General features: G+C 58.1%; 16 protein-coding genes and 1 pseudogene. 10 read left to right on the forward strand and 7 right to left on the reverse strand.

The annotated features are described in order from the left end of the window. The first annotated feature begins 2 nt into the window (after nucleotides 1–2). From AC4ANK_RS14190 to AC4ANK_RS14210, 5 genes are all read left to right on the forward strand, one after another. Entirely contained in the window at nucleotides 3–1,418 is a 1,416-nt protein-coding gene (locus AC4ANK_RS14190; RefSeq protein WP_010215271.1) for a Y-family DNA polymerase, read from the forward strand. Then, complete coding sequence (locus AC4ANK_RS14195; protein ID WP_460382706.1) at nucleotides 1,415–4,510, forward strand: error-prone DNA polymerase; 3,096 nt, start codon at nucleotides 1,415–1,417, stop codon at nucleotides 4,508–4,510. The genes AC4ANK_RS14190 and AC4ANK_RS14195 overlap by 4 nt, the downstream gene beginning before the upstream one ends. Before the next feature lie 99 nt (nucleotides 4,511–4,609). Further along, on the forward strand, nucleotides 4,610–6,529 hold the full coding sequence (locus AC4ANK_RS14200; protein ID WP_460382704.1) for an NACHT domain-containing protein: 1,920 nt from the start codon (nucleotides 4,610–4,612) through the stop codon (nucleotides 6,527–6,529). 93 nt (nucleotides 6,530–6,622) lie between these two features. Continuing rightward, a complete protein-coding gene (locus AC4ANK_RS14205; RefSeq protein ID WP_489980873.1) occupies nucleotides 6,623–8,584 on the forward strand; it encodes a hypothetical protein in 1,962 nt (653 codons plus the stop codon). A 105-nt stretch (nucleotides 8,585–8,689) separates the two neighbouring features. Then, nucleotides 8,690–9,541 (forward strand): urea carboxylase-associated family protein, encoded by an 852-nt coding sequence (locus AC4ANK_RS14210; RefSeq protein WP_002553718.1) that lies wholly within the window; start codon nucleotides 8,690–8,692, stop codon nucleotides 9,539–9,541. A 4-nt stretch (nucleotides 9,542–9,545) separates the two neighbouring features. On the opposite strand, the gene AC4ANK_RS14215 is transcribed toward AC4ANK_RS14210, so the two are convergent. Further along, the gene (locus AC4ANK_RS14215) at nucleotides 9,546–10,475 is read right to left on the reverse strand and encodes a magnesium transporter CorA family protein (RefSeq protein WP_002553719.1); all 930 of its coding nucleotides are present in this window, start codon (nucleotides 10,473–10,475) and stop codon (nucleotides 9,546–9,548) included. Nucleotides 10,476–10,479: 4 nt separating this feature from the next. Further along, nucleotides 10,480–12,065: pseudogene (locus tag AC4ANK_RS14220) on the reverse strand (RimK family ATP-grasp domain-containing protein). 93 nt (nucleotides 12,066–12,158) lie between these two features. Between AC4ANK_RS14220 and AC4ANK_RS14225 the strand changes: the two are divergent. Both AC4ANK_RS14225 and AC4ANK_RS14230 read left to right on the forward strand, forming a co-directional pair. Next, a complete protein-coding gene (locus AC4ANK_RS14225) occupies nucleotides 12,159–13,319 on the forward strand; it encodes a peptidase C39 family protein (RefSeq protein WP_002553721.1) in 1,161 nt (386 codons plus the stop codon). Next, nucleotides 13,316–14,218 carry a polysaccharide deacetylase family protein gene (locus AC4ANK_RS14230; RefSeq protein ID WP_002553722.1) on the forward strand — a complete coding sequence of 301 codons (903 nt, stop codon included), beginning with the start codon at nucleotides 13,316–13,318 and terminating at the stop codon, nucleotides 14,216–14,218. Before AC4ANK_RS14225 ends, AC4ANK_RS14230 begins: the two co-directional genes overlap by 4 nt. 7 nt (nucleotides 14,219–14,225) lie before the next feature. Here the strand turns inward: AC4ANK_RS14230 and AC4ANK_RS14235 are convergent, their stop codons facing one another. The 4 genes from AC4ANK_RS14235 to AC4ANK_RS14250 all read right to left on the reverse strand — a co-directional run bounded on the left by AC4ANK_RS14235 (nucleotide 14,226) and on the right by AC4ANK_RS14250 (nucleotide 18,821). Then, entirely contained in the window at nucleotides 14,226–15,485 is a 1,260-nt protein-coding gene (locus AC4ANK_RS14235; protein ID WP_002553723.1) for a metal-dependent hydrolase family protein, read from the reverse strand. Beyond that, nucleotides 15,482–16,792 carry an MFS transporter gene (locus tag AC4ANK_RS14240; protein ID WP_002553724.1) on the reverse strand — a complete coding sequence of 437 codons (1,311 nt, stop codon included), beginning with the start codon at nucleotides 16,790–16,792 and terminating at the stop codon, nucleotides 15,482–15,484. The genes AC4ANK_RS14235 and AC4ANK_RS14240 overlap by 4 nt, the downstream gene beginning before the upstream one ends. 187 nt (nucleotides 16,793–16,979) lie before the next feature. Then, complete coding sequence (locus AC4ANK_RS14245; protein WP_002553725.1) at nucleotides 16,980–17,891, reverse strand: LysR substrate-binding domain-containing protein; 912 nt, start codon at nucleotides 17,889–17,891, stop codon at nucleotides 16,980–16,982. A gap of 24 nt (nucleotides 17,892–17,915) precedes the next feature. Further along, on the reverse strand, nucleotides 17,916–18,821 hold the full coding sequence (locus tag AC4ANK_RS14250) for a LysR substrate-binding domain-containing protein (RefSeq protein ID WP_002553726.1): 906 nt from the start codon (nucleotides 18,819–18,821) through the stop codon (nucleotides 17,916–17,918). 154 nt (nucleotides 18,822–18,975) lie between these two features. Here AC4ANK_RS14250 and ydiJ point away from each other — a divergent pair, with 154 nt between their 5' ends. Beyond that, nucleotides 18,976–22,023: a D-2-hydroxyglutarate dehydrogenase YdiJ gene (ydiJ, locus tag AC4ANK_RS14255; RefSeq protein ID WP_002553727.1), complete on the forward strand. Its 3,048-nt coding sequence runs from the start codon at nucleotides 18,976–18,978 to the stop codon at nucleotides 22,021–22,023. Nucleotides 22,024–22,168: 145 nt separating this feature from the next. On the opposite strand, the gene yghX is transcribed toward ydiJ, so the two are convergent. Then, complete coding sequence (gene yghX / locus AC4ANK_RS14260; RefSeq protein ID WP_002553728.1) at nucleotides 22,169–23,056, reverse strand: YghX family hydrolase; 888 nt, start codon at nucleotides 23,054–23,056, stop codon at nucleotides 22,169–22,171. A gap of 402 nt (nucleotides 23,057–23,458) precedes the next feature. Here yghX and AC4ANK_RS14265 point away from each other — a divergent pair, with 402 nt between their 5' ends. Continuing rightward, nucleotides 23,459–24,514 carry a GGDEF domain-containing protein gene (locus AC4ANK_RS14265; RefSeq protein ID WP_002553729.1) on the forward strand — a complete coding sequence of 352 codons (1,056 nt, stop codon included), beginning with the start codon at nucleotides 23,459–23,461 and terminating at the stop codon, nucleotides 24,512–24,514. 108 nt (nucleotides 24,515–24,622) lie between these two features. Next, nucleotides 24,623–25,573 carry a LysR family transcriptional regulator gene (locus AC4ANK_RS14270; protein ID WP_002553730.1) on the forward strand — a complete coding sequence of 317 codons (951 nt, stop codon included), beginning with the start codon at nucleotides 24,623–24,625 and terminating at the stop codon, nucleotides 25,571–25,573. Nucleotides 25,574–25,611 lie beyond the last annotated feature (38 nt).

Below are 25,611 nucleotides of genomic sequence, written 5' to 3' on the forward strand. Positions count from 1 at the left end.
TTATGCTCTGGGCCTGTGTCTTGCTGCCGCAACTGGCGCTCGACGGCGTCATGCGTCGTCGTAACGATCCCGATGAGCCTCTGGCGCTGATCAGCGGCAGTGCTCAACGTCGCGTGTTGCAAGCCGTCAATCCGGCGGCGCGTGCGCTGGGTTTGAAAGCCGGGCAGTCACTGACGGCCGCTCAGGCGCTGGTGTCGAACTTCTCCATGGTCGAGCATGACCCAGCCGACATCGAGCGCTTGCAGCAACTGCTCGCGGCCTGGGCATACGGTTTCAGCTCCAATGTCAGCCTCAAGTACCCTCGAGTGCTGCTGATGGAAATCGAGTCCAGCCTCAAGCTGTTCGGCCCATGGCCGGTGTTCGAGGCACGCTTGCGTGAAGAGTTGACCGCGCAGGGCTTCCGGCATCGCATCGTGGTCGCGCCCAACCCGATAGCCGCACGCATGCTGGCCAACATGCATGACGGGCTGAGCATTGATTGCCCGCAGGCGTTGCGCCGCAGCCTGGAGCATATGCCGCTGGAACGTATCGGTCTGAGCCGTGAAACCGCCACAGCCCTGACACGCATGGGGCTGCGCTCTGTGCGGCAGGTGCTGGCCCTGCCGCGCGATACACTGGCGCGGCGGTTCCCGGCCAGCGTGCTGCAGCATCTCGATACATTGCTTGGCGAACGACCGGTGGCACTGGAGTGCTACACACCGCCGGACTTCTTCGATGTACGCATCGAGCTGAATTTCGACGTCGAGTCGCATCAGGCCCTGTTGTTTCCGCTCAAGCGGCTGATCGCCGATCTGGCTTTGTTCCTGGCCGGACGCGACAGCGGTGTGCAGCGATTTTCCCTGCATCTGGAGCACGTTGAAGGTCCGGAGACTGTGGTGCCAGTCGGACTGCTGAGCGCCGAGCGCGATGCGTCGATGCTGTTCGAACTGGCCCGCGGCAGGCTGGAACAAGTGCTGGTGGCGTCGCCGGTACGTGCCGTGCGCTTGCTGGCGCAGGATTTGCCGGATTTTGTCCCGGCGCACCGCCAGTTGTTCGATGAGCGCGTGCAGCAGACCCTGCCTTGGGAGCAACTGCGCGAGCGCCTGCGTGCGCGACTGGGTGACGAGTCTGTGAATGGCTTGCGCGCCCAGGCCGATCACCGTCCTGAATGTGCCTGGCAACCACACAGCACAAGCAAACCGGTCTTGCCGGCCAAAGCTTGTATGCGCCCGGGCTGGTTGCTGCGAGAACCCCAGCCGCTGCCACTTCATGCCACGCGCATCGTGGCGGGGCCCGAGCGAATCGAATCAGGCTGGTGGGACGGCGGCGATGTACGTCGCGACTACTATCTGGTCGAAACCTCCAGCGGCCAGCGCGCCTGGGCCTATCGCAGCGTGGGCGAGCAGGGTGAACTGCTGCTGCATGGCTGGTTCGCATGACCAGCGAATACGCCGAGCTGCATTGCCTGTCCAACTTCAGTTTTCAGCGCGGCGCCTCAAGCGCCCGTGAGCTGTTCGAACGAGCCTCGCGCCACGGCTATCAGGCGCTGGCCATCACTGACGAGTGCACGCTGGCCGGTATCGTACGTGCGTGGCAGGCGTCCATCAGCACCGGCCTGCCGTTGATCATCGGCAGCGAAATGCACATCGAGAACGGGCCGAAAGCCGTGCTGCTGGTGAAAAGCCAGACAGGTTATGAGGCGTTGTGCAAATTGATCACGGTGGCACGCCGCAGAGCCAGGAAAGGTGAGTACCGGTTGTTGCGTGAAGATTTCGAGCCGTCTCCGGACGGGTTGCTGGCCATCTGGCTGCCGGACATCGAAGGCGACGCGCAAGCCTGCCTGGCGCATGGACGCTGGTTGCGTGAGCGCTTTGCCGAGCGCCTCTGGCTCGGCGTGGAGTTACATCGCGGCGCGGATGACGAGCAGCGTCTGGCCGACTTGCTGGCGCTGGCGCAATCGTTGGGTATCCCGGCAGTTGCCAGCGGTGATGTGCACATGCACGCGCGCGGTCGGCGTGCCCTGCAGGACACCATGACTGCCATTCGCCATCACACGACCGTGGCCGAAGCAGGGCACCTGTTGTTTGCCAACGGCGAGCGTCATTTACGGCCACTGGATGCGCTTGCCGAGCATTACCCGGACTGGCTGCTGGCCGAATCGGTGCGTATTGCCCGGCGCTGCACGTTTGATCTCAAACAATTGAAATATGAATACCCGCACGAGCTGGTCCCCAAAGGCCAGACACCCACGTCGTGGCTGCGTGAACTGACCGAGCGCGGTGCCCGCAAACGCTGGCCGAACGGGCTGACGCCAGCCACCCGCGCGCAGGTCGAGAAGGAACTGGCCCTGATCACGGAAAAGAAGTTCGACAGCTACTTTCTGACCGTGCATGACATCGTCGAGTTTGCCCGCAGCCAGCATATCCTTTGCCAGGGACGTGGCTCGGCGGCCAACTCGGCAGTGTGTTATGCGCTGGGGATCACCGAGCTGAACCCGGAAAAGAGCAACCTGCTGTTCGAGCGCTTCATCTCCAAAGAGCGCAACGAGCCACCGGACATCGACGTGGATTTCGAGCACGACCGCCGCGAAGAAGTCATTCAGTACATATTCAGGCGTTATGGTCGGGGCAGGGCGGCGCTGACGGCGGTGGCCAGCACGCATCACGGCTCGGGCGCAGTGCGTGATGTGGCCAAGGTGCTGGGTTTGCCGCCTGACCAGATCAACGCCCTGGCCGATGCCTTCAGCCGCTGGAGCGATTCGCTGCCGTCGCCCGAACGCCTGCGCGAATACGGCTTCGATGCCGACATGCCAATCCTCAAGCGTGTGCTGGCACTCACCGGCGAGCTGATCGGCTTTCCTCGGCATTTGTCGCAACATCCGGGCGGCTTCGTGATTTCCGAGCATCCGCTGGAGACGCTGGTGCCTGTCGAGAACGCCGCGATGGCCGACCGCACGATCATTCAGTGGGACAAGGACGACCTGGACCTGGTCGGCCTGTTGAAAGTCGACATACTTGCACTGGGCATGCTCAGCGCTTTGCGCCGCACGTTCGATCTGGTGCATCTGCACCGGGGCAAGCGCTGGACCCTCGCAGACCTGCCGGGAGACGACCGGAAAACCTACGAAATGATCAGCCGCGCCGACACCATCGGCGTGTTCCAGATCGAGTCGCGTGCGCAGATGGCCATGCTGCCGCGCCTGAGGCCGGAAAAATTCTACGACTTGGTCATCGAAGTCGCCATCGTCCGGCCCGGGCCGATCCAGGGCGACATGGTTCACCCATATCTGCGTCGGCGTAATAAAGAGGAAGCCATTACCTATCCGCCTAAACTAAAAAGCGTCTTTGAGCGCACCCTGGGCGTGCCGCTGTTCCAGGAGCAGGTCATGGAAGTGGCGATCATCGCTGCCGACTACACCCCGGGCGAAGCGGACGAGTTGCGCCGCGCGATGGCCGCATGGAAACGTCACAGCGGGCTGGAGCCGCATCGCGAACGGCTGCGTACGGGCATGCTGAAAAACGGCTACGAAGCGGATTTTGCCGACCGGATTTTCGAACAGATCAAGGGCTTTGGCAGTTATGGTTTCCCCGAGTCCCATGCCGCCAGTTTCGCCTTGCTGACCTACGCCAGTTGCTGGCTTAAGTGCCATGAACCGGCAGCGTTCACCTGCGCACTGATCAACAGCTGGCCGATGGGGTTCTATAGCCCGGATCAACTGCTGCAGGACGCACGTCGCCACCACATTGAAATCCGCCCGGTGGATGTGCGCTACAGCGACTGGGATTGTTCGCTGGAGCCGCTCGATCATCCCGACCGCACACGCAATCTGGCGATTCGCCTCGGGCTGCGCATGGTCCGTGGCTTTCGTGAGGAAGATGCCTTGCGCATCGAAGTCGCGCGCGCGAAACGCCCGTTTGTCGATGCCACGGACCTGACGTTGCGCGCCGAACTGGACTCGCGCGCCGCCGAAGCACTGGCGGATTCCGGTGCCTTGGGCGGCCTGATCGGCCATCGGCACCGGGCGCGCTGGGAAGTCGCCGGGGTTGAGGCCCAGCGCCCGCTGTTCGACGACCTGCCCAGCGAAGAAACCCAAGTGATCTTGCCACTGCCGACTGTGGCCGAAGACCTGGTGGCCGACTACACAACGCTGGGCACCACCCTGGGCCCACACCCGCTGGCCTTGCTGCGCCGGCAACTGGCTGCCAAGCGCTTTCGCAGCTCACAAGACTTGTTACACCTGGAAAACGACCGGACCCTCAGCGTGGCGGGGCTGGTCATTGGCCGTCAACGGCCGGGCACCGCCAGTGGCGTGACCTTCGTGACGCTGGAAGACGAATTCGGCATGGTCAACATCGTGGTCTGGCGCGACCTGGCCGAACGTCAGCGCAAGGTGCTGGTGGGCTCGCAACTGCTGCAGGTATTCGGGCGCCTGGAATCAAAAAGCGGCGTACGGCACCTGATCGCCCAGCGGCTGTATGACCTGACGCCGCTGTTGACCGGACTGGATGTGCGCAGTCGGGATTTTCAGTGAAAGTCATATTGTTGGTTATCGCTTGATGATGGTGGTTTATGACATCCTTCATTTAATCTCTGCTAATCCGGGTTGACCCTATTAAGGTTACAGTACCACATGAGCGAACGCGAAAATATGGAAGTGCTTCCGAGCGTAATGCGTACCCTTTGGTACGAGTCCTCAGATGGTCGAACCCATATATCTCAAGCTGACGTCCTGGCAAAAGAAGAGCCGGTAGTCATCCTTGGCGAGGCTGGCATGGGGAAGTCTCATCTACTTAAGTGGCTTGCCGATCATCCCGGATATGCGTTTTGCACTGCCCGGCAACTCATCAACCGCCGTGATCCTCAAACGATTTTGGGCACCGCTCAGACCATCGTGATTGACGCATTAGATGAGGTAAGCAGCCAGAGAGACGGCGACGCTGTTGACCTTGTTTTGCGTCGATTAGGAGAGCTCGAATACCCTCGCTTTATTCTTTCTTGTCGGGTGGCAGATTGGTGGGGCGCTACAAGTCTAGAAGCCATTCAAGAACAATACCCCAAGACCACATTGGAAATGCACTTGAATGCTTTTGATAAAGATGACTCTGAAAGGTTTTTAAGCGCTTCGGTGGGTCTAGAAGCCGCTCAGTCGATAATTGAGCATTTTAATTTTCGTCACTTAGAAGGATTGCTTGGTAATCCGCAAATCCTTGAGTTGATTGCCCGTATTGCTAGTTCGAAAAAACTTCCTGAGACGACTGGCGAACTATTCAAGCAAGCAATTGAGATTTTACGAATTGAGCATCGGAACTCCAATGCCCAAAATCAGCTACCTAGAGATGCCAGCCTAAACGGCGCAGGTGCTGCGTTCGCGTGCCTGATTTTGACCGGTAGCGAAGCCATCGTTCGACTTTCTGAAGCAAGTGCTTCTGAAGGCGAGCTACAACTTGCAGACGTCTCACTCTTGCCGGGTGGGGATGTACTAAAAGAGATTCTTGGTACTAGGCTATTCAAAGCCGAGGGGGCTGATCGATTTTCTTATCTTCACCGCAGGGTGGGAGAATACTTAGGAGCCCAATGGCTGGCTAAACAGGCTAATACACATACTAAACGCAGGCGTCTTCTTTCGTTGTTGCAAGTAAATGGGCTCGTGCCCTCCAGCCTTCGAGGGATTCATGCATGGCTTGCACTTGATCCAGCTTTGGCCAAAGATGTGATTGCTGCAGATCCAATGGGTTTGATTGAATACGGAGATGTAAGCGGGCTAACAGTTGATCAAGCAAAATGCCTAATTAAATCTTTAGAAAAATTAGCAATGGAGAACCCCAGATTTCGAGATTGGCGCCATTACGCAATGCACGGCCTTGGATTTCCAGTGCTTATAGAGGAGATTAGGCGACTGATAGTTTCCCCTGAAACACCCTTTGGTCTTCGATTGCTAATGTTGGAGGCAGTGCAGGATAGTAATATTGCAGCGGCGCTAAAGGATGACTTAAAAAAGCTCTTTTTGGATCCTGTAGCCGATTTTGCATGCAGGAAAGTTGCGGGAGAAATACTTGTTGATTTAGAGTGTGCATTATCTTGGCCTGGGATTTTATCGTTATTACGCAGCTTCGAAGATGAGCTGTCGGTTCGTTTGGCTATTGAGTTGATTGATGACATTGGTTACGAATGGATAGACGGTTGTTTGATAGCTGAGCTTGTTGTTACTTTCGCTAAAAGTGGCAGTTGTACCGTTGGTGTTCTAATGTCTCTGGAAAAAAATCTTCCAGAGTCTAGTTTGGAAAGTGTGCTTGAAAACTTGGCGGTTTTAGCGGTCTCAATGGGTAAGTATTATGAGCGTCCAGGTAATGATGTGCTAACTGACTTCGTATATCACTTGGTGGCTCGCCGAATTGTTTTTGGCAATACTGATCCAAAGTTGCTTTGGCGTTGGATAGAGCCGTTTCGAAGTGGTGCTGGATATGGATATGAGTCGCGGCAGAAACTTAATGAGTTTCTCTTGGTTAACGATTGTTTTCGACAAGCAGTACAGCGCTTAGTGATATTGTAACTGGCTGGTGATCGTGGTTCCTATCAGCAAGCTTGTAAATTATACGAGCGTTCAGGCGGTTTCAGAGTTTCCGAATCCGACCTCATTATCTTGTTGGGGTTTCTTGATCCGTTGGACAAAAGCGACAGGCGTTGGCGGGATATTATTCAGCTCATTGCGCATGACTCTCAGAATGGCGTGCAGGTTCGTGCTCTTGCAATTCCTTTCGCAGCACATAGCTTAGAAGAAATGAGCTGGATAAAAAATCTGGCAGAACCCATTATGCCTGAATGGCAAATCCAGCAGATAGAGGACGATCGTCAACGAGAGGCTAAGCGCTTAGCGGCGCATGCTGGGCATCGAAATTACTTTGCTGCACGCATCAACAAAATGCGCCGTGGTTCTTCAGAGGAACTCGTGGCACCTGCCCAAGCCTATCTTAACCTCTATAACGATATTGAGGACGCTCCTGCTCACGAGCGAGTAAGTCGATGGTTGGGGGATGATATTGCCGAGTCTGTCCATGAAGGGTTTGAAGCTTTTCTTATGCTTGCCTCTCCAGAGCCCACTGCACAACAGATTGCGCATAGTCATGCTAACGGCCGATTCTCTGGGGCTGGTTATATTCTTATTGCTGCTCTCGCAGAAAGGTATAGAAAAAAGATAGGTGTAGAAGACTTATCTAACGAACGCCTGATGGCTGGATTATTCCAGCTTCTTCATAGTCGCGTGGATCACCATGCAGGAGTTCCGGAGCTATTTAGGTATGTCGAGACTGCCGTTCGGGATCGCGGCATATGGAATGAGGCTATGAGAATGTTTTATGAGCCACAGTTGCATGAGTGCAATCAACACGTTGAAGGATTGTATAGGCTTATGCGCGACCCCTTAGACTTGGAAATGAGTACAGTGTTTGCTGGCGAATGGCTTCAGCGATTTACAAATTTAGTAAGCGGTATAGAAATAGAGCTGATTGAAAGGCTGATTCGTTCGAGTCGACTTGAAATTTTAAGAGATTTACTTGGGCAGCGTTTGATTTTGGCGAGCGAAGAGCGTCGCCTTAATTGGATTGCTATTGGGCTAATAGTGGACTTCTCTAGCACTGCAATCTATCTCAAGACGCAGCAGATTCTTCCTGAGCTTTTTTGGTATATACGAGATAGGGTCGGCGATCGAAGCAGTAACGACGTTAGTATCTCACCGCTTACAGCGGGGCAACGTGAATGGATTGTAGAAACGTTCCGCTCATCATGGCCTATGGTTGGGCGCCCGAGCGGTACGACGTCAGGTAACTCAAATGCATGGGATGCAAGCAGTTTTATTTCTAATCAAATTTCTCGAATAGGTAACTATTGCAACGAAGAAGGCGTGAGTGCGTTAGCGGGTATAAGGGATGCTAGCACGGATGGCTACTCTGAATTGATTAAGTCTGTTGTGGCGGAGCAGGCGAGAAAAATTGTAGAAAGCTTGTATAGGCCGCCAACCTTGGATGCTATTGCCGCTATCATGCATGATAACCTCCCAGCATGCATGCCGGATCTACAAGCCATTGTTATTGAAGAGCTTTTAATAGCGCAGGCAAAAATCAAAAGCGATGATGCCGAGTCTTGGCGGGGTTTTTATGATGATAGCGGAAATCCTTACGCAGAAGAGCGTTGTCGCGACCATCTTTTAGGCATACTACGTCAAGGATCGTCAGATATTTCATATGATCCTGAAACTCATGTGGCTAACGATAAAGAGGTCGATATAACCTGTTCGGCTGGCGCACTTCGTTTACCGATTGAGGTAAAGGGGCAGTGGCACGCTCAACTCTGGAAAAGCGCTGACCAGCAGCTTGATACGCTTTATACCAGGGACTGGCGTGCTGATAGTTTTGGAATATATCTGATACTTTGGTTTGGGGCGCAGGAAATGAAGAATAAATCCTTGCGCAGCCCCGGGAGGGAAAAGCTGTCGCCTACGACTCCTGATGAGCTCAGAGATATGCTTGCTGGCGAGAGCAGCTCCGCATGTAGTGGGAGAGTCGCCGTGGTTGTGCTGGATTTGGCACGTTTAACGGCATCCAACAATTAGGGGCACTCGGAAAATAGATTGGCCAAGCCCATCACCTTCAAAAAAGGCATTAGGCCCGCAATTTGCAGTGTTGAACACTTTCATCCTGCCAACGAGAAGCCCTGTATGTACAAAGACTATCCAGCCGCTTACCAGGTCAGCAAAGGCGCGGCGCTGCAAGTGGACACTGCCTTTTATGAGCGCATCCGCACGAATGCGCAGCAACGCACCCTCGTCGAACAGTTCGAAGTACCGATTCGTACCGGGCGGGCCTGGAAGGTCAAGGCCGGTCAGGTGTTTCGTGTCACCACACCGTTTGGCCCGCAGGTGGGCGATTTCAATCTGTGGAACGCCAACGACCCTCGGGAGCGCCTGTGGGCGGCGCGCACGCGTCAGTTGCAGGGCGCGCATGTCAGCACCCATGACCGGCTGTGGTCGAACCTGCCGTTTTTACGGCCGCTGGTCACCATCACCGATGACAGCCTGGCCAGCTACGGGATCGACGAGCATGGTGGCCGCCTGCACGATTTGCTCGGCACGCGCTGTGATCCCTACGTCAACAAGATGCTGACCGGCGAAGACTTTCATCATCACTGCCATTCGAACCTGACCCGCGCAGTGTTGCCGCACGGGCTGACCGAATTCGATGTGCATGACGTGTTGAATATCTTCCAGTGCACCGGCCTGAACCATGACGACATGTACTTCATGAAAGCCTGTCCGGCGCAAAAGGGCGATTACCTGGAGTTCTTTGCTGAAATCGACCTGCTGTGCGCCTTGTCGACCTGTCCGGGGGGAGACCTGTCACTGCCGATGTGGGGGCCTGACGCGCAGGACCCGTTAAGCGTTTGCCGTCCGCTGGGCGTCGAAATCTACGATCTCGACGCTGCGTTGCTGGAGGGTTGGCAGTCTCCCGAACGTGCAGCTTATAACGGTCAGCATGGCTTGCAGATTGCCAAGGCTGAATGGGAAAAATAACCGCTCAGGCTGCGCGAGCCATCTTGCGCAGCCCCCAGACCATCACCGCCCCCAGCCCGAGCATGGCCAGAAGCAGTGCCGGGTAGGCCACCCACCAGTGCAGGGGGGCGGTCATCATGCTGAATTCCGACATGCCGCCGATCCCGGCAATCAGGTTCAGGGGCAGAAACACCACATTGATTAGCGTCAGTTTGCGCAGCAGGGTGTTGGTGCTGTTATTGACCAGATTTCCGCGTGCATCCATCAACCCGGCGAACACCGTGGAATAGATCTCCGCCTGTTTGTAGCACTGGTCGTTCTCGATGATCATGTCGTCGATCAGCGCCAGGCTGTCGGCTGCGTATTGCCGGCCTTGCGCATGGTTGCGCAGACGCGTCAGGACCGCACCGTTGCTGTGGATGGCATTGATGTAATACACCAGACTTTCGCTGAGGTTGAACATCTGCAGCAAATGGCGGTTTTCCAGGGAAGAGTTGAATTTCTGCTGCAATTCCCGGGCGACCATCTTGATGACTTTCAAATGGCCCAGATAGTGATGAATATTGTTGAACAGCAGCTCCAGAAGGATATCCAGCGGCTGGTCCAACGGGCGGTGAGCCCCCAGCGCGCTCAAGGGTTGCTCGTCATCGCAGATCAGCACCAGCTGGTCCCGGCTCAACAGCACGCCAAAGGACGAAACGTCGAACGAGAAGCTGTCCTTGCCCGAATAGTTCTCGGGACGTTTCCAGATGACGAACAACGCATCAGGGTGAAACTCGATGCGCGAAATTTCGTCGGGGTCGAGTGCCGAGGCAACGGCATGCTCATCAAGGTGAAATCGCTCCAGCAATAATCTGCGTTCCCCGGCATCGGGTTTGCTGAACCACAGCACCTGAGCCTTTTGCGGGTCACATGCCAGCAACTGGTTGTTGTCGAGTTTCAGGCCCTGAATCATCGTTTCACCATGCCTGGCCGAGGCGCTTGAGCTCAAGACGGCGGACGAATTCTTCCAGCACCAGGCTGTACAGATCATTCTGCAGATAAGCGTCTTTGATGCCGGCGTCCAGATTCGGGTTGTCGTTGACCTCAATCACCACCACTTGATCGCCTGACTGTTTCAGGTCCACGCCATACAACCCGTCACCAATCAGGTTGGCAGTCTTGAGCGCCAGTTCGACCACGGCGCGCGGCGCTTCGTGCACCGCCAGGGTACGGCATTCGCCAATGACCTCGGCACCGATTGCCTTGTGGTTGTAGATCTGCCAATGCCCTTTGGACATGAAGTACTGGCAGGCGAATATCGGTTTGCGGTTGAGAATGCCAATGCGCCAGTCGTACTCGGTGTAGAAAAACTCCTGAGCCAGCAACAACACCGAATGCTCGAACAATTGGGCTGTCGCCGTATGCATTTCCTCGGGCGTACTGACTTTGATCACGCCTCTGGAAAAACAGCCATCGGGAATCTTCAATACCAGCGGGAAACCCAGGCGTGTGGCCACGTGCTGCAGTTCTTCAGGGCGATCCTTGTAGAGGATTTCCGTTCGCGGCATGCCCAGATCGTGGCTTTTTAGCAGGTCAGTCAGGTAAACCTTGTTGGTGCAACGCAGGATCGAGGTGGAGTCATCCATTACCACCAGCCCCTCGCTCTCGGCCTTCTTGGCAAAGCGGTAGGTGTGGTTGTCAACGCTGGTGGTTTCGCGAATCAGCAGCGCGTCGTACTCGGCCAGTCGGGCGTAGTCTTTCTTTTCAATCAGCTCGACATCGATGCCCAGGCGCTGACCGACGCGGATGAAATTGGCCAGCGCCTCGGTGTTGGACGGTGGCAGCTGTTCCTGCGGGTCATGCAGGATCGCCAGGTCATAGCGGGCCATGCGCCGGGAGCTGGGCTGGCGCCAGACGTTGCGGCTGAAGCCTTCCAGCGCCATGGCGAACTCATCCTGCTGATCATCGCGCAGGCGCGGCAAAGCACCGGCCTTGATACCGGCAATGTGCCAATTGTCGCGCTTGCGAAACTCCACCATCAGGATCGGGCAGGGGAAGACTTCAAACAATTGACGGGCGAGATCCTTCAACGGCTCAAGTGTGGTCTGGCCGAAGTAAGTGTCAGGGTAAACCCTTCGGTGTCGTCATAGGGGTGATCCTGAAGTGCGGTTTCCAGCAACTTGTCCAGGTCATCGAGTGCCAGGCCGTAGAGTGACTTGCGGGTCAATTCGCTGATGGTCTTTACCGAGGGAATGACATTGTGCTGGCGTGCTTCGGCCAGCAGGGAACAGTAATAACCGTGGCCCAGGTATTTGTAGCTGCGGCACAGGTTGATGACTTGCACACGCTTGCCTGCCGTGGCTTTCAGCGGCTTTTCCAGATAATCCTGGGCGCTGATCAAGTCTTCGCTGGGGAAGTACGATGCCCAGTCTTCGAGCCGTTCGACAATAATCACCAGTTGCCTCTGCGCTGCAAAGAGTGTTGTGGGGTCTGCTCGTCGGGTTGTTGCTGAAAGCGCAAGTTGCGCAGATACTTCGTTCATCTTCACCTGTGCCGCTGACATGTGTAATCGATCCGATGGGAAACAAGTCCTTTCTATTAAGCATGTGCTTTTTGAAATGTCCCGTTTCGTTACACAACTTTTACGGCGGTGCAGATGGACTTTATATTTCGCGATGCAGTTGAAACCGATGTCGACGAATTGCTGCTCTTGGAGAACCAGTGCTTTGACGGCGACCGCCTGACCGCGCGCAGCTTTCACTGGATGATTCGCCGCGCCAATGCCAGCCTGATCGTCGCCGAGCAGGTCGGAAAGCTCACCGGCTATGCGCTGGTGCTGTTTCATCGGGGCACCTCGCTGGGGCGTTTGTATTCGCTGGCGATTGCCGATGCGGCGCGGGGCAAGGGGCTGGGCAAGCAGTTGTTGCAACGTGCCGAGCAGAAGGCCGTGGGCCGCGACTGCGCTTACCTGCGCCTTGAGGTGCGCCGTGATAACCACGCGGCTATCGGGCTGTACGAACGCAACGGTTACCGGCGCTTCGCTCAGGTCGACGACTATTACCAGGACCATGCGCCGGCGCTGCGTTACGAGAAGCGCATCGTCGAGCATGCCCGGCTGGACAGTCGTTCAGTGCCTTACTACCAGCAGACTCTGGAATTCACCTGTGGCCCGGCCTGCCTGTTGATGGCGATGAAGGCTCTGCAACCTGCGCGTTTGATGGATCGCGCCGAAGAACTGCAGATCTGGCGCGAGGCGACCACGGTGTTCATGACCTCCGGCCACGGTGGATGCAGCCCTCAAGGGCTGGCGCTGGCTGCCCGGCGACGGGGCTTCGCCGTGAAGTTGCTGGTGTCGGTGGCAGGCCCGCTGTTTCTGGGCGGCGTGCGCAGCGACAACAAGAAACAGGTGATTCGCCTGGTTCACGAGCAGTTCTGTCATGAGCTGCGAACCTGCGGTGTAGAGACGCTGCCCAACCGCTCATTGAACCTGCCTCGCGTACTGGCCGAGGGCGGCAAGCCGCTGGTGCTGATCAGCAGCTATCGCCTGACACGCTCCAAGGCACCGCACTGGGTGATGGTCACCGATTGCGACAGCGATTTTGTCTACCTGCACGATCCTGATATTGATCACAGCCTGCATCGCCAGGCCATCGACTGCCAGCATATGCCGGTAAGCCATGCCGATTTCAACCGCATGAGTTGTTTCGGCACCGATAAACTGCGCGCCGCAGTGATTGTGTTTGCCGCGCCTGTGGATGATCATGCGTGCGCTTCCCAAGCGGCTTCAGCAGCCCGGCCACAGGATCCCGTACATTGATCAAGTCAGCCCTCAAGGCCCTTTGCGCATTGGCCATCGCCGCGAGCCTGTCGGCCTGCATCAGCGCGCCAGTCCCTCTGACGCCAAAAACTGCCGAACAGTTGCAGCAACAGCCACCAGTGCGGTTCCTGCTGAGCTTTGATGACGGCCCCAGTGCGACGACTTTTTACAACCCCAGTATCACCGTACTCGACAGCCTGGCCGACAATCCGTTGCAGCCGAACATCAAGGCCGTGTTCTTCGTGCAGACCGGCGCCACAGGCGCAGGGAATAGTGATCAGGGGCGGGCGATCATGCATCGTCAGCATGAAGAGGGGCATTTGCTCGGCTTTCATACCGCCACGCCGCACCACACCAATCATCGTTCGTTGACCGATGAGGAGCTGGAGCAGTCCCTGACCCAAGGCTGCGCCATCATCGCCTCGATTACCGGCGTGCCGACCACGTTGTTGCGCCCGCCGTTCTGGAACTACGACAAGCGCACGTTCAGCGCCTACCAGCGTCACGACCTGCATGTATTACTGACTGACCTGAGCGCCAATGACGGCAAGATCTGGGGCTATAACTTCAGCCTGCGCCGCCGTTCCAACATGGTCAGTCAGCTCTCGCAGGTGCGCGAGCGCATTGCCGCCGGAGAGCTGCCTGCGGTGGACGGGGTGATTCCGGTGGTGGTGACCTTTCACGACCTGAACCGCTACACCGCGCGGCATGCGCGGGAGTACCTGCAGATACTGGTCGACAGTGCCCATCAGACCGGCGTGCGACTTGCCGACAAGCCGTTCTACGATGACAGCGCGCAGTTGCAGCGCGCTGCCCTGGCGCGCACGGTCAAGGACGCGGGGCAGCCTGTAAGGCTACCCGGCGCATGGAGCTGGATCTGGGACCACAACGCTCACTGACGCCCGGTCAGACTAGGGTGTTCTTACGCACGTGACCGCCCTGAACAATCATCGCCAGATGCTCGCCCTGACCGACCAGACAACCGATATCGCTCAGCGGGTCGCCATCCACCACCAGCAGATCGGCTATCGCACCGGCGCTGATGCAACCCAGTTCACCCTCGCGCTGGAGTATCTGCGCCGCAACACTTGTTGCACTGCGTAACGCCGCCAGATTACCGAGCAGTTCGGCGCGAATCTTCAGTTCGTGGGTCTGGTACTCGTGCATTTCCCCCAGTAAATCCGAGCCATAGCCCATCGGTACGCCCGCTTCGGCGAACAGCAGCAGGGCGTTGCGGCCGGCCTGGCGCACATCCTCGATTTTGGCCACCGAGTCCGCTGGCAGGCCGAAGCGCTCGCCGTATTCGGCAAGCATTTCATAGGTGACCTGAGTCGGCACCGCAAATGCGCCTTTTTCGGCCATCAGTCGGGCGGTGTCGGCATCCACCAGGTTGCCGTGCTCGATGGTTCTTACGCCGCATTCTATGGCGCGCCGAATCGCTCGTGCGGTATAGGCATGGGCCATCACGTAGGTATTCGCAGCGGCGGCTTCGTCAACGATGGCGCGGATTTCAGCTTCGCTGTATTGGGTGTTGGCAATCGGATCGGTTGGTGACGAGACGCCGCCCGAAGCCATGATCTTGATCTGGTTGGCGCCCTGTTGCAGCTCTTCGCGCACGGCCAGACGCACGTTATCGACGCCGTCCACTACGCGGGCGATGGCCCCGGCCCGAAAGCAGCACGAGCAAGGCTCGTTGAGCAGCAATTCGCCCCGTGCGCGCATGTCGCCATGGCCGCCGGTCTGCGACAGTGCTTTGCCCGAAGCGAAGATCCTTGGCCCGGGAATCAGCCCCATCTGGATCGAACGCGCCAGCGCCCAGTCGGCACCCCCAGCATCACGAACAGTGGTAAAACCGCGGTTGAGCATCGCAGCCAGAATCGGTAATGCGCGGTACATGATGATTGCGTTGGGTTGCAGGGCATTCATGCCCAGGTTGGCGTTGGAAGCCAGCACATGCACATGGCAGTCGATCAGGCCGGGCATCAGGGTTCTGCCGCCCAGATCGATAATCTGAGCGCCAACCGCGGCAGGCTCGCCTTCGGCACGCACGTCGATAATGCGCTCACCCTCGATCACGACTTCCTGGCCGGAAATCAATTGCCCTTTTTGCAGGTCCAGCAGACGGCCGTTGCGCAGGATCAGGCGTGTAGGATCAGCACTACTCATTGGAAAGCTCCAGACAGGGGACGATGGGCAGCAGGCGCACGGTCGCGATACAGCAGCGCACCAATGCCGCTGACGACGGCCGCGAACATGATGTAGAAAGCGGGTGCCAGGTTGCTGCCGGTCGAGGCAATCAGCCAGGTGATGGTGAAGGTGGCAAAGCCGCCGAAAATGGTGACGGCAAAGTTGTAGGCCACCGAAAGCCCGGTGGACAGCACGTGGGTGGGCAGTAATTCGCCAAAGGCTGCAAGGATCGAACCGATGTAACCGGAAATCAGCAGGCCGAGTACCAGCTCAAAGACCAGCAGCGAAAACAGTCCCGGCATCTGGTTGATGAACAGGAACATCGGGTAGGCGCTGAAGAAGATGGCAATTGCCGAGCCCAACAACCATGGGCGATGCCCGCTACGGTCTGCCAGGGCGCCGACAATCGGTGTGGCGACGATCAGTACTGCACCACCCATCATGCCGGCGCTGAAGCCCATCCATGACGGCAGGCCGAGCAAGCGCTGGGCGTAGGAGGGGATGTAAAACAGGATGGCATAGGTGCAGACGGTCCACAGCACGACCAGCGAAAAGCTGATCAGGGTCTGGCGCGGGTAGGTCTTGATGACTTCGCGCAGAGGCGACTCGACTGGTTTTGCGGCCTTGTAGGCAGGCGTCTCATCCACCCGGCTGCGAATATAGAAGCCGACCGGCCCGATCAGTGTGCCAATAAGAAATGGCACCCTCCAGCCCCAGCTTTCCAGCTGCGCCTGGGTAAGGTAACTGGACAGAATGGCACCCAGCGCAGAGCCGAGCAGCACTGCAACGCCGATGCTGGCCTGAATCCAGCTGGAGTAGAAGGCTTTCTTGCCGGGCGGAGCATGCTCGGTCAGGAATGCGGTGGCACTGCCCATCTCGCCACCGGCAGAGAACCCTTGCAGCAGTCGCGCCAGAACAATCAGCAGCGGTGCCAGATAGCCAATTTGCGCGAAGCTGGGCGTCAATCCGATGATCAGCGTCCCCAGCGCCATCAGCAGGATGGTCAGGGATAAAGCCGCCTTGCGCCCGCGCTTGTCACTGTAGATGCCCAGAACAATGCCGCCCACCGGACGCATGAAGAAGCCGACCCCAAAGGTCGCCAGCGCCAACAGGTAAGAGGTCAGCTCGCTGCCGGTGGGGAAGAACACTTTGGCAATGATCACCGAGAAGAAGCTGTAGACCGTGAAGTCAAACCATTCCAGGCCATTGCCGATCACCGTAGCGGTCACCGCGCGGCGTGTCTTTTGTTCATGGGTGCGTGAAGCAGAGGATCGTAATGTGCTCACTGGATAAGCTCCTGCATGCGATGCGCGCAGGGAAGCCCCTGCAGTGGCTGCATTGATTAAGGGGCAGGGTTGATGTAAGTGCGGCTGAGTCAGGTCTTTTTGCCCGTTTCAGTCGAGAGTAGGTGCTGGGCCGATTTTAAGAAAACGCTCATTGCGCAGGTTTGCATGCATTATGTGCATGCAAGCGTCAGAGGCGGGGCGCTAGTGTGGTTATCTCATCTGTCAGCCATTTCTCGAACGCACGCGCAGCGCGCCGGGGCGTTTTACCGCTGGGTGTCAGCAAGTAATAGCCGCCTACCGCGCCGACGCTTTTCTTGCAGGCTGGTACCAGTGCACCGGATTGCACATGGCGGTCAATCATTGGCTGCCAGCCAAGCACGATGCCGTGCCCGGCGACAGCCAGGTCGACCAGCACCGGATACAGGTTGACGGTCATGCGCTTGCGGATCAGCGACGCATCAACGCCCTGACGGCCGAACCAGTCTCCCCAGGACAGCCACTGACGTTGCCCGTCTTCCAGCATCAGCAGGCAGTGGTCCAGCAACTGTGCAGGTTCCAGCAGTTGGCCGTTCAGGTAGTCTGGCGAGCAGTAGGCATTTACCGATTCGGCGAACAGCAAACGACTGTCGAGGCCCGTCGGTGATGTTTCGCGCAGGAAATACAGCGCCAGATCGAATTCCGCGCGAATCAGCGAGTCCAGCCCGTCAACCACTCGCAGGCGGATATCCACGGCGGGGAAGGCATCGCGATAGCGTCCCAGCAAAGGGCCCAGCCACAGTGCGGCCACGCCGCTGGAACACGCCAGCGTCAGTTGTTGTTCGCCGCTATGGGTAATGACTTGTGCCGTGGCCTCTGCACACAGGGTCAGCACGCGCTGGATCTGCTCGGCGTAAATCTGCCCGGCGACCGTCAGATGAATGCGCTTGTGCTCGCGACGAAACAGCGCGCGGCCGAGAAATTCCTCCAGTTGCGCGACCTGACGGCTGATCGCGCTCTGGGTGAGGTTCAGTTCGCTGGCGGCACGGGTAAAACTAGCGTGCCGAACGGCGGCTTCGAAGGCGATCAGGTTCTGCAAGGGTGGAAGGGGCTCGATACGCACGGCGGCTCCTGTTGCGGGCAGGTTTTACAAAGGGTCGGGAAACGGTGTCGATAGCAGCCAATCCCTGAACACGCACAGCGATGGCAGGTTCTGAAAGCGCGTCGCGTACGCCAGGTAGTAATTGCGCCCGCTGTCCAGCGGCTCGAACAGGGTGACCAGTTCGCCGCTGTTGATTTCGTCCTGCACCAGAATGCGCGGTACCAGTGCGATACCGATGCCCGCCGCCACAGCCTGGATCAGGTGCGAGGTCAGTTCGAAACTCGGGCCGGGGCGCATGATGTGGTGGTCCAGCCGATTACTGTCGAACCAGTCCGACCAGGCATTGGGCCGCGATACCACGCTCAGCAACGAATGCTGGGCCACCTGCGCCGGGGTGATCGTCTGGTAGCCGACAAGCGCAGCAGGGCTGGCAATGACCACCAGTTTTTCGCTGACCAGCGGGTGGGCGATGTAACCGGGCCAGTTGCCGTTACCCGCACAGATGATCGCGTTCATTTCGCTGGCTGCCGGCGTCAGGTCGGCATGCACGATGCGTGAGTGGATGTGCACCACATAGCCCGGATGCCGGGTGTAAAAATCATTCATCCGCGGCAGCAGCCATTTGGAGCCGAAGGTGGGCAGCACGGCCAGGTGCAGCGTGCCGCCTTCTGCCTTGTGCGCAATGGTTTGCAGGGTTGCACTGCGAATACGGCCCAGCGCCGCGGCCAGCTCATGCTGGTACAAGGCACCGGCAGTGGTCAGTTCGATACGTCTGCCATCACGCTTGAACAGCTCGACTTCCAGTTGGGCTTCCAGCGCCTGCACCTGGCGGCTGACGGCGCTCTGGGTCAAGGCCAGTTCGTCTGCGGCTTTGGTGAAGCTGCCATGCCGCGCGGCCGCCTCGAAAGCGAGCAACAAAGACATGGAGGGCGTCAGTCTTCTGGTGTTCATTCATAAAACTCATGGAAAAACGGCATCTTTTACGTTTGCACTGAAGCATGACACGCCGGAGAATCACGATAACCGTTGATAACGCCATGCATACGAGCGTTTCGAAGCATACGTGCTTTGCATATAAAACGCCTAGCCAGCCAGGAAGACCACCATGATTGCGCTGTTGAAACCGACCTCCGAGCAGGTCGGTCACTATGACCGTTTCCTCAATGCCCTGGTGGAGGGCGGCTTTCGCGGCGAAATAGCCAGGGACCTCGGCTCGCGTACTGTGCTGGCCACTGACAACTCCATCTATCAGCGCCTGCCGCAGGCTGCGGTGTTCCCGATGGACAGCCACGATGTGGCAATTGTCGCCCGCCTGGCAGCGCGGCCCGAGTACAAGCAGGTGGTGCTGACCCCGCGTGGTGGTGGCACAGGGACCAATGGGCAGTCGTTGACCGACGGCGTGGTGGTCGACCTGTCGCGGCACATGAACAATATCCTTGAAATCAACGTCGAGAAACGCTGGGTGCGGGTGCAGACCGGCGTGGTCAAGGACCAGCTCAACGCAGCGCTGAAGCCGCACGGGCTGTTTTTCGCGCCGGAACTGTCGACCTCCAACCGCGCCACGATTGGCGGCATGATCAACACCGACGCCAGCGGGCAGGGCAGTTGCACCTACGGCAAGACCCGTGACCATGTGCTGGAACTGACGACCGTGCTGCTCGGTGGTTCCTACGTCAACAGTCAGTCATTCAGCGCTGAGCAGCTGGCCAGCGAGCAAGCGCGTGTTGACCGTGCTGGCGATGTGTATCGCTGTGCGCAGCAGATCGCCGATACGCAGGCGCAATTGATCAAGGACGTTTTTCCGCCGCTCAACCGTTGCCTGACCGGTTACGATCTGGCGCACCTGCGTGAGGAAGACGGGCGTTTCAACCTCAACAGCGTGCTTTGCGGTTCCGAGGGGTCGCTGGGTTTTATCGTCGAGGCCCGACTCAACGTCCTGCCAATCCCCAAACATTCGATTCTGGTCAACGTTCGTTATGCCGGTTTCATGGACGCTCTGCGGGATGCCAAGGCGTTGATGGCGCACAAGCCGCTGTCCATCGAGACCGTGGACTCCAAAGTGCTGATGCTGGCCATGCAGGATATCGTCTGGCACGGCGTGGCCGAGTATTTCCCGCAGGACCCGGCCACGCCGACTCTGGGCATCAACCTGATCGAGTTCAGTGGTGATGAGCTGGACGAAGTGGAACAGCGCGTCCATGCATTCGTCGCTCACCTGCAAAAAGACACCTCGGTGGTGCGCCTAGGTCATACCCTGGCAACTGGCAGCGCTGCGGTAAACCGCGTCTACGCCATGCGCAAGCGTTCGGTAGGGCTGCTCGGCAACGTCAAGGGTGAAGCGCGGCCGCAGCCGTTTGTTGAAGACACGGCTGTGCCACCGGAAAACCTTGCCGATTACATTCAGGAGTTTCGTGCGCTGCTGGACAGCTACGGCCTGCAATACGGCATGTTTGGCCATGTTGATGCAGGCGTGCTGCACGTACGACCGATTCTGGACATGAAAGACCCTGCGCAGGCTGCGTTGATTCGGCCAATATCCGACGCCGTCGCCGCGCTGACCAAGCGCTACGGCGGGCTGCTGTGGGGCGAACATGGCAAGGGCCTGCGTTCGCAATACGTGCCTGAATATTTCGGCGAGTTGTATCCCGCATTGCAGGCCCTTAAGGCTGCCTGCGACCCGTTCAACCAGCTGAACCCCGGCAAGATCGCCACGCCTGCGACGGTGCCGGAATCACGCTTGACGCTGGTGGATGAAGTGACGTTGCGCGGTGATCTGGATCGCACTATCGATGAACGGGTCTGGCAGAGCTACGACAGCGCGCTGCACTGTAATGGCAACGGTGCCTGTTACAACTACGACACCGACGATGCCATGTGTCCGTCATGGAAAGCCACGCGTGACCGCATTCACTCACCCAAGGGCCGCGCTTCGCTGGTCCGGGAATGGCTGCGTCTGCAAGGCGAGCAGGATGTCGACGTCCTGACCGCCAGCGCCAGGGCGCGGAATGCCAATGTGCTGAAAAGTCTTGCCGAGCGAACTGTCAACAGCGTGGCCAGAGTAGCAGGGCAGAAGGATTTCTCTCATGAAGTCTACGATGCCATGGCCGGTTGTCTGGCCTGCAAGTCCTGCGCGGGGCAGTGCCCGGTCAAGGTCAACGTGCCTGAGTTCCGTTCGCGTTTTCTGGAGCTGTACCACAGCCGCTACCTGCGCCCGATCAAGGATTACCTGATTGGCTCGCTGGAGTTCAGCACTCCGCACCTGGCGCGCTTTCCGAAGCTGTATAACGCGATCATGGGCGCAAAACCGGTGCGTTACCTGCTTGAGCATGTCGCCGGTATGGTCGACAGCCCATTGCTCAGCCTGATGGACTTTCGCGCGGCCTGCGCCCGCTGGAATGTCGGCATTGCCACGCCGCAGCGTCTGGCCGCGTTGAGCGAGCAGGAGCGCAAACGTACGGTGGTGCTGGTTCAGGATGCGTTCACCCGATACTTTGAAACCCCGCTGGCAGCAGACTGGCTGGAGCTGATCTCGCGCATGGGTTATCAGGTTTATCTCGCACCGTTCGCACCCAACGGCAAGCCGCTGCACGTGCAGGGTTTTCTGGCCGCGTTCGAGAAGGCTGCCAGTTTCAACAGCCAGTCGCTTGTCAAGCTGGCAGGGTATGGCATTCCGCTGATCGGTCTGGACCCGGCCATGACCCTGGTCTATCGCCAGGAGTACAGCAAGACGCTGGGCAGCGAGAGCGTACCGACCGTCATGCTGCCGCAGGAATGGCTGGCTTCTGCGCTTGAGGAGCAGTGTGACGCTCCGTCAGGTGAGACGTATTACTTCCTGCCGCATTGCACTGAAAAGACCAACGAGCCCGCCAGTGTCGGCCTTTGGCAGAAAGCCTTCGCTCGCGCCGGGCTCAGGCTTGATGTGCTGGCCAGCGGTTGCTGTGGCATGTCCGGCACTTATGGGCATGAAACCCGAAACGCGAAAACCAGCGACACCATCTATCGTCAGTCCTGGCAGCCGCTGGTGGCCCGGCATGGCGGTGAAGGTCGACTGGTCGCCGATGGCTACTCATGCCGCAGCCAGGTCAAGCGCCAGGATGGCAAAGTGGTGCAGCATCCACTACAGGTACTGCTGGAACGGGTGAGGGCGCTATAGAGAGGACGCAGAGCGTCCATAACGGCATGCCCACGCGGAGCATGGGCACGATAGTTACAAAACTATCGTTCCTCACGCTCCTGCGTGGGAATGCCTTGCGTGATGCTGCGTGTCACAGATCCGTGCCGCGCCGTTCGGCCAGAACTTAAACCAGGTATTTGTTGAACCACCCCAATGTGCGGTCCCAGGCCAGTTTGGCCGCGGCTTCGTCGTAACGCGGGGTGGAGTCATTGTGGAAGCCGTGGTTGGCACCCGGATAAATGTACGTTTCGTACGTCTTGCCCGCAGCTTTCAAGGCTTTTTCATAAGCCGGCCAGCCTTCGTTGATGCGGGTGTCCAGTTCGCCGTAGTGAATCATGACCGGCGCCTTGATCTTCGCCACGTCTTCGACGTTGGGCTGGCGGCCATAGAACGATACGGCAGCGCCCAGTTCCGGGTACGCCACGGCTGCAGCATTGGCCACGCCGCCGCCATAACAGAAACCGGTGATGCCGACCTTGCCGGTGCTCGCGTCATGCTTCATCAGCCACTCGATGGCAGCGAAGAAATCGTTCATGAGCTTTTCCGGGTTAACGGTCTGCTGAAGCTCCCGGCCCTTGTCGTCATTGCCAGGATAGCCGCCGACCGAGGACAGGCCATCAGGTGCCAGCGCGATGAAACCGGCTTTGGCCACACGGCGGGCAACGTCTTCGATATAGGGGTTCAAACCGCGGTTTTCATGCACCACGACCACTGCCGGTACTTTGCCGGTGGCTTTTGCCGGGCGTACCAGATAGCCACGAACCTGACCATGCCCCTTGGGTGAGGGATAGGACACATACTCGGCAACGATATCCGGATCGGTGAATTCCACCTGTTCGGCCAGCGCGTAGTTGGGGCTGAGGGAAGCGAGCAGCGCGCTGGCGGTCAGGCCGCCGAAGGTGAACAACGCAGCACGATCGAGAAACTCGCGTCGATTGATCCGGCCGTGCGCGTAGTAGTCGTAAAGCTCAAGCAATTCAGGGGCAAAGTCTTTTGCAGTGAGACGTTCCATCAGTACGCTTCCTTCTGAATCATACAGGGCTGCCTGCGTGTTGGCGGGCTGATGGGCGCAGCGCGATCAACACAATGTCCGGTCCCGATAGTATTTCCAGAACACCGGGATCGCTACTGCAAATTGAAAAAAAGCCGTCATCCCTTACCGATCTCGCCAACGAGCCTGATGTGCAGGCCCGTGCCTGCTGCCAGTGGTTCAGGAAAATCAGGCATCTAATTGCACTACTTGCCATCAGTGATGTCCATTTGACTCCTTCGGCACATGCCACGGCGTTTGCGCTGTGCAAAACAACATATTATCGAGCCGCCGTATCAAGCAGCGTCGGTTCAGGCCGACAACACATCATGATCTTCACCCCACGCTCATGGTCATATTCCACCTGCATTTCGAGATAACGTGATGATGACCCTCCCGACGGAAGACCGCACCCAGCTATTCAAGGACACGGCTATCCAGTTCTGGAAACACATCACTCCGATCGTGTATGTCGCGCTGGGCATTCACTGTGTCTTGCTGATGGTGTTCCTGGGGCTGGGCATGAAGGTCCTGTGGGTAGCGAACATCGTCAGCACGCTGCTCTACATCAACTGCCTTTACCTGATCCGCAGACAGCGCTATCGCCAGGCCGGACAGCTGATGTGTCTGGAAATCATCGGCCATGCACTGCTCGCGACATGGGAGTTGGGCTGGGAAAGCAACTTCAGCTTCTACCTGTTCTGCGTGATCCCGATCATTGCCTTTACCTTTCAACTGGTCGCTATCAGACGCATTGCCTATAGCCTGGCGATACTCCTGTCGCTGGTCGGATGCTTCGCCTTTCGCCGGCACATGGGCCAGGAATCAGGCCTTAGCCAGAACGTGCTTGATGCGTTCGGTATCGTCAATGCGCTGGTGGCCACTGTCCTGTCGATTTATGCCACCGCACTCTCGGTACGTTTCACGTCGTCGATGCAACTGAGCCTGTTTCATATTGCCAACCGCGACAGCCTGACCAATCTTTATACGCGCAGGAGAGTCCTGCATCGCATACGCGAGCTGGAGGCAAGGCGTCAGGGGTTCTCGGCTTCACTGATCCTGCTCGACATCGATCATTTCAAACAGATCAATGATCTTCACGGGCATGAGACCGGTGACGCGGTGTTGCAGCGGGTGGCCGAAGTCATCAGTTCAAGCGTGCGCAACAGCGATATGGCTGCCCGTTGGGGCGGTGAGGAGTTTTTGGTGCTGATGCCGGACACCGCGCCCGATGATGCGCTGCGGGTGGCGGAGCGCATCTGGCGGCGTATTGCTGAAGAGGCCGGTCAGATCGATGAACGCAGCATTGCGGTCACCGCAACCCTTGCCATGGCAACCCTTGCCGCGGGCGAGACCTTTCAGATAACCCTCAATCGTGCCGACACGTCGCTTTATCTGGGCAAACAGCAAGGCCGAAACCGGGTAATGATCGCCGGGTGAGGTGTTCATTCACCCAGTGCTCCATCAGCGTGTAGACTTTCGCGCTTTGAACAGAGGGCGCATTGCGTCGCGCTTCCTCATTGGCTATGTATCGATCAAGGCATGCTTATGGATTTGCGTCAGCTCGAAGCCTTCGCGGCGGTCATGTCGGCAGGCAGTGTCACTGCTGCCGGGAAAATGCTTGGCCGTTCTCAGCCATCGGTTACACGGGCTATTCAGGAGCTTGAGCAGGAATTGGGCTTTGCCTTGTTCGAGCGCAGCGGGCCGAAGGTCACGCCTACCCACAAGGCGTTCATGATGTATGGCGAAGTGGAGAGCGCGCTGCTGGGCGTGCGGAATATCCGCCAACGTGCGCAGCATATTGCCCAGGAAGAAAATCACCAGATCAAGCTGGTGGCGATCTCGGCCCTGGCGGCTGGCTTGCTGCCTACGGCCTTGTCGCGATTGCCTGAACATCTGCGTCCGCAACAGATCCAGTTGCAGAGCATGTCCCCGGAGAATGTGGTTCAGGCCGTGTTGTCGAAAACCATGGACCTGGGCGCGGTAAGCCTGCCGCTGGAGCATCGCGGCCTGGAAATCCACTGGATCGGCGAAGCGCCTTGCGTGGCGGTATTGCCTGCCGATTCTGCGCTGGCCACCCATGAAGTGCTGTCGATGGAGCTGCTGCGTCAGCAAACGCTGATCACCATGGCCAACCCGTATCGCTTTCGTCGACGCATCGACAAGGCGTTTCAGGACGCGGGCGGTCAGCCGCCGCGCATGCTTGACACCAATACGTCCCTGATCGCCATGCAAATGGCCAGAGTCGGGCTGGGCATTGCGCTGGTCGATCCGTTCACCGCTATCGGCGTGCCGTTGCAAGGTGTAGTGGTCCGGCCGATCGCCTGCAACATCCCGTTTTTCTTCGGTCTGATTTCAGCCTTCGCCAGCCCGTTGTCCGATGTGGCAAGCGCGCTGATCGATGAGATTGCCGACAGCGCAAAAACCCTGTTGCCGGCAATGATCATGCACGAAGCCAGCGCGCACGATGCCCTGTTGCAGAGCATTTATGCCGAGTGAGCGTAAGGTGCAATGCGTGTCGTGACGCTCCACGGCAC

This window comes from Pseudomonas sp. Pmew2 (assembly GCF_058129885.1).